Below are 10,401 nucleotides of genomic sequence, written 5' to 3'. Positions count from 1 at the left end.
AATGTGCCTGTCCCGCCCGCGCGGGACCGTTGGCCATGACATAACGAGGAACAGGCATGACCCAGGGTGATTCATCCGCACTGTCCAGCGATCTCACGCCGTTGGTGGACGTGAAAGAGCATGTACAGGGATTCTTGCAGGTGCGTGAGGCGCATCGGCGCGAGCTGATAGATGACTATGTCGAGCTAATTGCCGATCTGATCCGCGATTGCGGTGAAGCGCGCCAGGTTGATCTGGCGGCGCGGCTGGGTGTTTCGCAGCCGACGGTGGCCAAGATGCTTAAGCGGCTGGTCGCGGCGGGATTGGTAGAGCAGCAGCCCTACCGCGGCATCTTTCTGACTGCCGAGGGGGAGGCGCTGGCCCACGAAAGCCGCATGCGCCATCAGATCGTGGAATCTTTCCTGCTGGCGCTGGGGGTAAGCCCCGAAACCGCGCGCCGCGACGCCGAAGGCATTGAGCATCACGTCAGTGACGAAACGTTACAAATTTTCCGCCGCTTTGCCGACAACGCCGAAAACCGCTAACTCCCCCCGTTGACCCTTTCCCTCGCCGTATGGCGTCGCGTTCGCGCGCCGGCCACCCCGCGTCCCCGGCGTGGCCGCCGGCCGGACTGATTAAATTGAACTATGCTTGGGGAAGCGATTTTATTAGCAAAATCAAACGGCCGCTGCGACGACGGGCGGCGCCGAACGCGTATCTGAGGCAGAGACATGGCAACCAAAACCAGCGATTTTTTTGTGGAGCGTCTGAAGTCATGGGGCGTCACCCGTATTTACGGTTATCCCGGCGACGGCATCAATGGCGTGCTGGGCGCGCTACAACGTGCCGCCAAGGACGGCGAGGGGATTGAATTCATTCAGGTACGTCATGAGGAAATGGCGGCGTTTATGGCCACCGCGCATGCCAAATTGACCGGCGAGCTGGGGGTGTGTCTTTCTACCGGCGGGCCGGGGGCGACGCATCTGTTGACCGGCCTGTACGACGCGCGCATGGATCATGTGCCGGTGTTGGCCATCGTCGGGCAGGCGGAAACGACCTCGCGCGGCGCAAGCTATCAGCAGGAGCTGAATCTCGATCGCCTGTTCGCCGACGTGGCGGCTTTTGTGCAGGAGGCGGCGGTGCCGGCGCAGGTGCGCCATGTGCTGGATCGCGGTATACGCGTGGCGCTCGCGCGAAACGCCGTCGCGGCGGTAATTTTGCCGAAAGACGTGCAGGATGCGCCCTGGGAGGCGCCGGCCGTCGCCCACGGCTTCACCCGCTCCGGCGTCGGTTATCATTCCCCGCGGGTGGTACCGCAGGTCGCGGAACTGGCGCGCGCGGCCGAGGTGCTTAACGCCGGCAAAAAGATAGCGATTTTGGTGGGCGCCGGCGCGCGCGGTGCGGCGCAGGAGATTATCGACGCGGCGGACATATTGGGGGCGGGCGTGGCCAAGGCGCTGCTCGGCAAAGATGTGCTGCCGGACGATTTGCCGTTTGTCACCGGCGCCATTGGCCTGCTCGGTACGCGGCCCTCTTCGGATATGATGAGCGAATGCGACACGCTATTAATGATAGGCAGCGGCTTCCCCTGGGCGGAGTTTTTGCCGGCGGACGGGCAGGCGCGGGGCGTACAGATTGATATCGAACCGTCCATGCTGTCGCTGCGCTACCCGATGGAGGTCAACTTGCACGGCGATGCCGCACCCACGCTGCGCGCGCTGCTGCCGCTGCTGACGCGCAATAAACATCGCGCTTGGCAGAATAACATTGGCCGGCAGGTGAAGAAATGGTGGCAAACGCTGGAAAAACGGGCCATGGCGCCGGCAAACCCCGTCAATCCTCAGCGGGTGGTGTGGGAAATGTCGCCGCTTTTGCCGGCGAACGCCATCGTGACCTCCGACTCCGGCTCCTGCGCCAACTGGTTTGCCCGGGATTTCCGCATCAAGCAGGGGCAGCGCGCTTCGCTCTCCGGCGGCCTGGCGTCGATGGGGGCGGCGGTGCCTTACGCGATCGCCGCTAAATTTGCCTGTCCCGCGCAACCGGTGGTGGCGCTGGTGGGTGACGGCGCCATGCAAATGAACAATCTGGCCGAACTTATTACCGTGCAAAAGTACTGGCAGCGCTGGGCCGATCCGCGCTTTATCGTCTGCGTATTCAATAACCACGATCTGAATCAGGTGACCTGGGAGCAACGGGTGATGGAAGGTAATCCGCGCTATCAGGCCAGTCAGGATGTGCCGGATGTCCCCTATGCCGGTTTTGCGAAAAATTTAGGGCTGGAGGGCATCTACGTCGATGACCCGGCGGATTTGCAGCCGGCCTGGGCCACGGCCCTGGCGGCGGATCGGCCGGTCGTCATTGAGGTCATGACCGATCCGGAAATCGCGCCGTTTCCGCCGCATATTTCGCTGGCCCAGGCTAAAGCCTTTATGTCATCGCTGGCGAAAGGGGACCGCGGCGCGGGACAAGTGATTGCCGATACGGCGTCGCAGCTGATGAGTGAAGTGCTGCCCGGTAAGCGCGGCAAATAGGCCTGCTGCCGGGACCTCGCGCCCGCCGTCTCGCAGCTAGGCATCGGGCAGGCCTTCGGCGGTGCGGCGCCAGCGCTCAAGCAATGTGGCATCGGCATCATTGGATCGCGCCTCGGTTTGCCAAGGCTTTTGCAAAATAAAATGGATAGCGTGGACGGTTGCGTCATCCCACAAGGGTGGGTGCTGATATCTCAAAGTTTTCAGCGCATTATACCCGTAAGGCAACTGGCGCCAGCGCCGGTCAAAAAACGCATTTAGCAAATCCTGCTCCGGGAAAGGGTAGCGCGTCAGATCGTCGATAGCGTCCAACGCCCCTTGCAGCGCGGCGTAAGTGGACTTGTCCGGCGTCAGCATCATGAAACCTGAATTGAAATAACCCGCGCTGCCGTCTCGCGGCATCGGCTGGCCCGGCTGATAGTGGCTGTAAAAACAATTCTCGGGCACCCAATCCGCCGGATAGCGGTCAATGCGCAGCGGGTTGCAGCGGCAGGCGTGGCAGGCGGCAATCCACCCCGTAGGCAACGGCTGCGTGAACAGGGCGTCCATATTTTTCACCACCAGCATATCCGCATCCAGGAATACCAGCCGGGAGAAATCGTCCTGCGCCCAGGCGCATAATTTGGTCCAGACCTCCGAAAATTGCGCCCGGGCGTAATGGGCGCGTATTCCCGGCCGCGGCCGCAGCGCCGGGACTTCGCGCACCCGGCAGCCCTCGTTGATCAACAGCCGGCGAGTGGTCTCGGGAATTGCCTCGGTGACCATGACCACCAGCGGATAGCGGCTGTCGTTTTGCTGGAGCGAACGCCAAAGCGTGCGCACGCCTATCAAATAGTCCGGCTGCGTTAACAGCGTGATCCAGGCTTGCATGTCACTCTCCTTCCAGCAGGCGATCGGTAAACGCATTCGAGAAGGCGCCGGTGGGATCCAACGCGGCGCGAACCTGACGAAAGTCGTCCCACCGGGAGTACAACTCGCGCCAGCGGTAAAGGGCGGGATGATAGTACTTGCCCCAATGCGGTCGGCCACCCAGCGCCGCAAGGCGTTTCTCGACTTCCTGCAAAAAAGCGATACCGTCGCTTGAGAGGGTACCATTGTCGGCATAATAAACCACGAAACCAAAAAAACAGGTCGGCTGCTGCCAGGCGGGGCTGAGCCAGGCGGATGACGGCCCGGTGCAGCGGAGAATAATCGGATAATGCATATGGGGATGCGCTTCGGCAACCCATTGCTTGATTTGCGCGATAGTCTTGCCGGCGCGGGCCAGCGGAATGCCGATTTCCACATTGATTTGCGGCGCGGCGATCCCTCGGCAAAACAGTTGATAGATATCGCCGGTGGTATCGGTAAAGTCCTTGAAACGGGTCACGGTAGCGAAATGCCTTCCTTCCTGGCCGAGAATGCGGGTATCGTTGTGCATATGGGCCAAGGTCTGATCCACCGTCGCGTTCAGCGAACTGTCGCCCGCGCTAAGCGCCACCGCGTCGCCATCGCCGGCGTCATAGCGCTGCTGCTCTTGCGCCGTCGCCGCGCGCGAACACCAGACGTGGACCCGATCATCCTCGGGAAACCACCAGGCTTTATTGAAGGTAAACGCGTTGTTCCAGGTGTAAATCTGTTCCTGCAAACCGTCGGCGGACACCGCGCTTTTAAAGCAGGTGAACACCGTTAGAGGTACCGTGCGCAGCGTAATTTCGGTTATCACGCCCAGGCAGCCGAGGCCGAGTTGCACGGCGCCGAACCAGGGATGCGCGCGGTCGAATTCGGCAACGGTGCCGTCGGCGCACAGCATGCGGATGTGCAGCACGTCATCGGCCAATGCGCCCTGCCCCAGCCCTTGGCCGTGGGTGCCGGTAGCAATGGCGCCCGCCAGGGTCTGGATAGCGATGACTCCCGGCGACGCATGCAGCATACGGCCCATGGTTTTAAGCGTCTGATACACCTCATGCAGCGGCGTACCGGCGGCAAAGGTGGCGCTGGTCTCGCTGCTGCGAATAAGACCCGTCAAAGCGGAAATCTCAATCAGCGTGTCCTGCTGGTGCTGTATGGCCAGCAGGTCCCCCGTGGATAACGTGCTGCCGATAGGGCGGATACGGCCGCTGCGGTGCAGGATTATCCGCCGTAGCTCATCTTCATCCTTCGGCCGCTGCAACCGCGCCCGCGGCCCCAGCGGCGCGTTTTGCGCCCAGTTCCACACTTGCACCTGTGATGTCGCCTCCGATATCGGCTCGGTACGGCGCAATGGAAAATCTGCCATTTCTGATAACACACCCATGCTCCTTCCACTGAATGACACAGCCCGACGGTCAGGCTTTGCTTCCCTTTCGATTATCGCCAGCGGGCATAAAAGGGGTTGCTCTTCAAAAGCATAGACCATTTGTATGGCGAATACCTTGTCGGCGTGGGAAAGGCGATAATGCCCGGCCGCGACAGGGCGGATCCGCAGCGACGCGCGCCGGCGATGCACAGGGTGAAACGGGGGGCGTCAGCGCGGGACGCGTTTTATTGCGCCGTAACGCGTTTGACCTGATGCGCCGTTACGCCCAGCGGAAAACCACGCGCCGCAACGCGGCTAGTCGATGAGGGTCGACAGAAAAACGCTTCGTCCGTGAGAGCGGAAGGGCGCATGGCGGGTTGGCGGCGAGCGGGCGAAAAAAAAGCCCCGTCCGCGAAAGCGGCCGGGGCGGGGGCAGGGTTGACGACTGTCAACTCATCAAATTAGAACTGATAAACCAGACCCAGGGCGACGACGTCGCCGCTGTTGATGCCCAGGGCGTTATCATCGTCGATCTGGTTAATGATGTAATCCACATAGGTGGACATGTTGCGGTTGAAGTAGTAAGTCGCGCCCACTTCAAAATAGTTGATCAAATCCACATCTCCGATACCTTCAACATCTTTGGCGCGGGATTTGGTATAGCCGATCGAGGGGCGCAGGCCGAAATCGAACTGGTATTGCGCCACCAGCGAGTAGTCCTGCGTCTTGTTGGCGAAGCCTTCCGCCGTGGCGCCCGTCGAGGTGGTGCCGTCGAAATAGGTGGCATTACGGGTTTCGCCATAGGTGGCGGCCAAATAGATATTGTTGGCTTCATACTTCAGGGCGGTGGCCCATTGCTCAGCGCGATCGCCGTTACCGTAGGCCGCGGACTGCTGGACGTCGGTACGATCGGAGGAGGCATAGCTGCCGACGACGCCAATACCGATCGGCGTTTCATAGGTGATAGATCCGCCCCAACCATCGCCGTTAGCGCGGCCCATTTCGTCACGATCGTTTTTACCTTGGTATTGCAGGGCAAAACTCAGACCGTCAACCAGACCAAAGAAATTACTGTTGCGGTAAGTGGCGACGCCGGTAGTACGCCCGACCATGAAGTTATCGGTATAGGCCAGTTCGCCGCCGAACTCCGGCAGCATGTCGGTCCAAGCCAGCGCGTCATACACCACGCCGTAATTACGGCCGTAATCAAACGAACCGTAATCGCCGAATTTCAAGCCGGCAAAGCCCAGACGGGTTTTGTTACCGTTGTCGAAATCGTCGCCACCTTCGCTGTTATTGGCCTGAACGTTATATTCCCACTGACCATAACCGGTCAGTTGATCGGTAATTTGCGTTTCACCCTTGAAGCCAAAACGGATGTAAGACTGGTCACCGTCAGTCGCATAGGCGTCATCTTTACCGAAATAGTGCAGGCCATCCACTTTTCCGTATAAATCAAGCTTATTGCCGTCTTTGTTATAGACTTCCGCCGCATTAGCCAGGCCTGCCGCCAGCAAGGCCGGAATAGCCACTGCAAGTATGCTTTTTTTCATCACATTGATACCTTATATAGGCTTTTTTTTGAATGCGGGCACCCGCCCGCGCCACTACTGAAACATCTCTTCTGAAACATTTAATTACCAAAAAGGGGCGTATCCCTTGCAGTGTCCGTATATCCCGCTGTAAGCACTACAGACATCCCTCTCCTCGCTGCTCATGGCACAATGCCTATTTTCTGCTATACTAAAATTCTACGATTGTGCATTGTTTCTACCGCTTCGCTTGGCGTCAATACTGTTTCGCGCAAACACTGCATAACCCAAGAAGGCTGAAGAATTAACCTGTCATCCGGAAAGGGATTAAGGGCCTTGCCGCTGCGTTAATAATTTCATTCTTGCCAGCGTTATCCCCACCTTTCGTGCTCTGCCCCTTGTCATGTCGCTATTACTGCTCTGAATCAGGAGGCGGTGCCGCCTGGTCTGAGGGTATGAACTCCGCACCGCCACGGCTTGCCGCGGTATTTGCCGGCGTTGTTGTCCCTGCCATACCTGGTGCCGGCCTTGCCGAGAAATAGCGCAAGATGATGCAAAAGCACGCGCGGTCAATAACAGCACATTTCGTTCAATTTATCCGCTAGCCTATACTTGCCTGATTGTCAAAGCCAGACTGTCAGGCGTTTTTGCACGGCAAACGGAAACGGTAGTCGGTGCCTTGGCCTATTTCATCCCCGGCCAAGGCGTGAAGCGCAACAAGTAGACACAGGAGGCTCCAATGGGAAATAAAATAATAATCTTCTTAAGAGAAAAGTCACTATGGATAATTAATTATTTTGTGATCCATTGCAAATTCTGAACATACATTATCCCTAAGTTATTACAGGATAATTTCAGCTTGCGCATGAATAAACAAAAAGCGCATTCGATGTTTGCTTTCGCATTAATTGCTAAAAATCGCACGTAATAACCTATTTGGTAAAGGAAGGAAATAATATATTTATCCTGCTGGATAATAAAGCGGAGAAAGTATGTATTAATATTAAACACTTTATCACAGTCTCCTACAAAGATATATCTCCTGACATGGGCGCGTTTCTTTATAAGCGAAACGGTATTACCCCGCCTACGTCCGAGGTTATTTGGCGCCAATTTCGGCACAAATTGTCATTAACCGCATTAAGCGTTAACTTAAAATGCCCCGCAAATGTTTAGTTGCACAAAAGTTACAGAATGAAAACATTTCATTCCAATAGTTTCATTGAGTTATTATTAGCTAAAGTGGTATAAAGCTTCCGGCGATCTCAGTGTGTCCGCGCGCGGATGCAGGAGATGACATCAAAACTTGCAAGGAACCTGAGGGTATTCTATGGATCAGGCCGGTATTATCCAAGATTTGTTGAGCTGGCTGGAAGGGCATCTCGATACGCCGTTGTCGCTGGACAGAGTTGCTGAGCGCTCGGGTTATTCCAAGTGGCATTTGCAACGCAAATTCAAGCTGGCGACCGGGCAGGCGATTGGCGCCTATATCCGTGCACGGCGGCTCTCGCGGGCCGCGCTGGCGCTGCGGCTTACCAGCCGCTCGGTAGCGGATATCGCGTTGCAGTACGGCTTCGACTCGCAACAAACCTTCACCCGCGCTTTCAAAAAGCAATTTATTCAAACGCCGGCGCTTTATCGCCGTTCGCGCAAATGGCATTTCTCCGGTATGCATCCGCCGTACCGTTTCGACAGCCGGCCTTTGCCCGCGGCGGAGTTCGTTACGCTGCCGGCAATGACGCTCATGGGTACCTCGCAAAGCTACACCTGTACGTTGGAGCAACTGAGCGAATATCGCACCAATTTGCGTTCCCATTTCTGGCGCCAGTTCCTGGCCGCCACGCCGGCTAAACCGCCGGTGCTGTACGGCCTGTGCGCCACGCAGGCGATTAAGGCGCGAGAAGATCGGCAGGAAGTGTTTTATACCACGGCAATCGAGCCGCAATACCTTACCGACGGCATGCGCCAGGGGCAGCCCATCGCGCTGGAGGAGGGGGAATATGTTCAATTCACCTATCAGGGACCAAAAGCGGGGTTACAGAACTTTATCCTGGACATTTATGGTCACTGTTTGCCGATGATGAAATTGATTCGCCGCGAAGGGGCCGACATCGAACGTTTCCGCCTGGCGGCGGGACAGAGCGAGTCGGCGGACATGTTCTTGTGCGATTACCTGATCCCTATCCTGCGCGATGAGCAGAGTCTACAGCAGCCCGTCACGCTGCCGTTGAGCTTGGGACTGTGCCCAGGCTAAACTTTACTGCCATCCCCTCTCGCCTTTGCCCGCAATGGGCAGGGCATACCTACAGCAGCAGCCCGTCACGTCAGCCTTGAGCGTTGGACCGGACCCAGGCTGAGGCCGCCCTCACGGGAGAGTCAACAGAACAGAAAGAGGCCCCACGGCAGCAGCGTGAGATAACACCATACGAAGAGGAAAACCCACGGCGCGTGGCGGGGAAATAGCACGCCCTGGCGAAAATATTTCCAGGCGGCCCCGGGATAAGCGGTGGCATTCTCGGCGCGACGTTCATCAAGATAGAGATCGTAATCCCCCAGCTCTTGACGGTCGAACAGCAGGCGGTCCTGACACTCCTGCCACCCCTTGAGTTCCGCATAGGCCGAGCGTATGCCAGGCCAGGCCTGAAAAATCAGGACGAGCGCCAACACGCCGAGAAACGGCGGAAACAGCAACGCGAAAGGGTTTTTCCAATTGCCCACCAGGGAACTTATGGCGGTGGCATAGGCGATAACCAGAAATGATTGTGATGCAATAAACGCATTGAGCCTGCCGGAGAGCAAACCGCTTTGCCACTGTATTTCACTACGATAAAACTTTAACAGGTCTTGGTTCCGTTCGGCCACCTAACGCTCCTTTTTAACGTTATATTGACGAGCGGGCAGGGCGCGCGGCCTTGCCGCCACGTCGCCTCTGACCGTGCTCCTCCTCAACCGTTGCGTCCGTCGTCGCGGATAGCGCGGAGCAACGGGCGTTCTGCGCCAAGGCGAAGTCAGGCGCAAAAGGTTATTATAGTCGCGAAAAACGCGCGGGTGCGGCAGCGCAGTCAAAGGCCGCGCGTCGGCCGAGCGCCGGTCGGTGTTGGCCGGTACGGCGGTTAGCATGGATGCCAGCCGACGCGGCGGGGAGGGACGGTGTGGGCCGATAGGGGTTAGCGTAGGTGCTGGCTAACGCGGCGGGAAGAATTGATGTTGGCCGGTACGGCAGTTAGCGTGGGTGCCGGCCGATGCAACGGCCGGCCGATGACGGGGCGCGACATCGTGGGTGTCGTGCCTTAAGCGGCGACGGGGCGTGGCCATCCCGCCGCCCAACGGGTTTAAAGGCGCAGGAGTGCCGCGAGCGCCGCCAAACTCAAGACCGCCGCCAGACCGTAACAGATGAGCTTATCCGCCGGCGGCGCGATTTTCAGGTCGTGCAGCGAATGATGCAGGCGGTGGAAACCGCTCCACAGCGGCAAAATAACCATCAGTAATAAAAAGATCTTGCCGGGCCAGCTCTGGGCGAAGGCGAGAATGCGCGTATAGTCGAGGCTGTCGCCGGGATAAAGGCCGAGCGGCAGCAGCAGTGTCACCACCAGCAGCATGACCGGCGCGACGATGGCGGTCCACATGCCGCCGGCGCCAAACAGTCCCCAGAAAATCGGCTCGTTACTGCGTTTTGGAATGGATTTCACAAAGCATCTCCCGTCAGTAGAAATAAGCGAAAGCGAGCAACGCCAGGCTAAACAGCGCCGTCACTACCCACAGTCCCGTCACGATCGGCTGCGGCGGCAGTTTGTGATCGCCCACGACGATAATGCTGGCTTTGGGCGCCAGCTGAAACCAGGTCACGGTATGCAAAATTGCCGCCAGCAGCGAGACGAGGTTCAGCACCAGCACCAGCGGATGCTGTAAAAAGGCCACGAACCGCGCCCAGTCCGCTTCCCCGCCGTTGAGCATCACGGCGCCACCGAGCAGTTCCAGACTGAACCAGATTGCCGGTATCGCCGTTGCTTCGCGCAGCATGTAAAAGCGGTAAAAGCCAAGATGGCGCCACCAGCCGCCGGTCATCGGCGGCGTGTACGGTCTACGTTTGGATGTATTTATCATC

At 58.1% G+C, this 10,401-nt stretch carries 9 protein-coding genes; 3 read left to right on the top strand and 6 right to left on the bottom strand.

The annotated features are described in order from the left end of the window. The first annotated feature begins 56 nt into the window (after nt 1-56). Nucleotides 57-524, top strand: coding sequence for a manganese-binding transcriptional regulator MntR (mntR, locus tag SANT_RS12385; RefSeq protein WP_025422614.1), 468 nt, complete (start codon nt 57-59; stop codon nt 522-524). A 186-nt stretch (nt 525-710) separates the two neighbouring features. Continuing rightward, nucleotides 711-2,510: a thiamine pyrophosphate-requiring protein gene (locus SANT_RS12380; RefSeq protein ID WP_025422613.1), complete on the top strand. Its 1,800-nt coding sequence runs from the start codon at nt 711-713 to the stop codon at nt 2,508-2,510. 36 nt (nt 2,511-2,546) lie between these two features. Here the strand turns inward: SANT_RS12380 and SANT_RS12375 are convergent, their stop codons facing one another. The 3 genes from SANT_RS12375 to ompF all read right to left on the bottom strand — a co-directional run bounded on the left by SANT_RS12375 (nt 2,547) and on the right by ompF (nt 6,320). Then, on the bottom strand, nt 2,547-3,377 hold the full coding sequence (locus SANT_RS12375; protein ID WP_025422612.1) for a glycosyltransferase family 8 protein: 831 nt from the start codon (nt 3,375-3,377) through the stop codon (nt 2,547-2,549). A gap of 1 nt (nt 3,378) precedes the next feature. Next, entirely contained in the window at nt 3,379-4,782 is a 1,404-nt protein-coding gene (locus tag SANT_RS12370; RefSeq protein WP_081730464.1) for a D-arabinono-1,4-lactone oxidase, read from the bottom strand. Between the two features lie 443 nt (nt 4,783-5,225). Further along, nucleotides 5,226-6,320 carry a porin OmpF gene (ompF, locus tag SANT_RS12365; protein WP_025422610.1) on the bottom strand — a complete coding sequence of 365 codons (1,095 nt, stop codon included), beginning with the start codon at nt 6,318-6,320 and terminating at the stop codon, nt 5,226-5,228. Between the two features lie 1,306 nt (nt 6,321-7,626). Here ompF and robA point away from each other — a divergent pair. Continuing rightward, nucleotides 7,627-8,550 carry an MDR efflux pump AcrAB transcriptional activator RobA gene (robA, locus tag SANT_RS12355; protein WP_025422608.1) on the top strand — a complete coding sequence of 308 codons (924 nt, stop codon included), beginning with the start codon at nt 7,627-7,629 and terminating at the stop codon, nt 8,548-8,550. A gap of 122 nt (nt 8,551-8,672) precedes the next feature. On the opposite strand, the gene SANT_RS22955 is transcribed toward robA, so the two are convergent. The 3 genes from SANT_RS22955 to frdC form a co-directional block, all read right to left on the bottom strand. Continuing rightward, the gene (locus tag SANT_RS22955) at nt 8,673-9,158 is read right to left on the bottom strand and encodes a hypothetical protein (protein WP_025422607.1); all 486 of its coding nucleotides are present in this window, start codon (nt 9,156-9,158) and stop codon (nt 8,673-8,675) included. Nucleotides 9,159-9,628: 470 nt separating this feature from the next. Continuing rightward, the gene (gene frdD, locus SANT_RS12345; RefSeq protein ID WP_025422606.1) at nt 9,629-9,985 is read right to left on the bottom strand and encodes a fumarate reductase subunit FrdD; all 357 of its coding nucleotides are present in this window, start codon (nt 9,983-9,985) and stop codon (nt 9,629-9,631) included. 13 nt (nt 9,986-9,998) lie between these two features. Further along, nucleotides 9,999-10,400: a fumarate reductase subunit FrdC gene (gene frdC, locus SANT_RS12340; RefSeq protein WP_038668540.1), complete on the bottom strand. Its 402-nt coding sequence runs from the start codon at nt 10,398-10,400 to the stop codon at nt 9,999-10,001. Between the last annotated feature and the right edge of the window lies 1 nt (nt 10,401).

The sequence above is a fragment of the Sodalis praecaptivus genome, assembly GCF_000517425.1.
GTDB lineage: Bacteria > Pseudomonadota > Gammaproteobacteria > Enterobacterales > Enterobacteriaceae > Sodalis_A > Sodalis_A praecaptivus.
This window is presented reverse-complemented; position numbering and strand designations above follow the sequence as displayed.

Bases quoted from the DNA above. Each gene is read 5' to 3' on its own strand.
- SANT_RS12380 (WP_025422613.1), top strand. From the start codon at position 711: ATGGCAACCAAAACCAGCGATTTTTTTGTGGAGCGTCTGAAGTCATGG.
- mntR (WP_025422614.1), top strand. From the start codon at position 57: ATGACCCAGGGTGATTCATCCGCACTGTCCAGCGATCTCACGCCGTTG.
- SANT_RS12370 (WP_081730464.1), bottom strand. From the start codon at position 4,782: ATGGGTGTGTTATCAGAAATGGCAGATTTTCCATTGCGCCGTACCGAG.
- SANT_RS12375 (WP_025422612.1), bottom strand. From the start codon at position 3,377: ATGCAAGCCTGGATCACGCTGTTAACGCAGCCGGACTATTTGATAGGC.
- robA (WP_025422608.1), top strand. From the start codon at position 7,627: ATGGATCAGGCCGGTATTATCCAAGATTTGTTGAGCTGGCTGGAAGGG.
- frdC (WP_038668540.1), bottom strand. From the start codon at position 10,400: ATGATAAATACATCCAAACGTAGACCGTACACGCCGCCGATGACCGGC.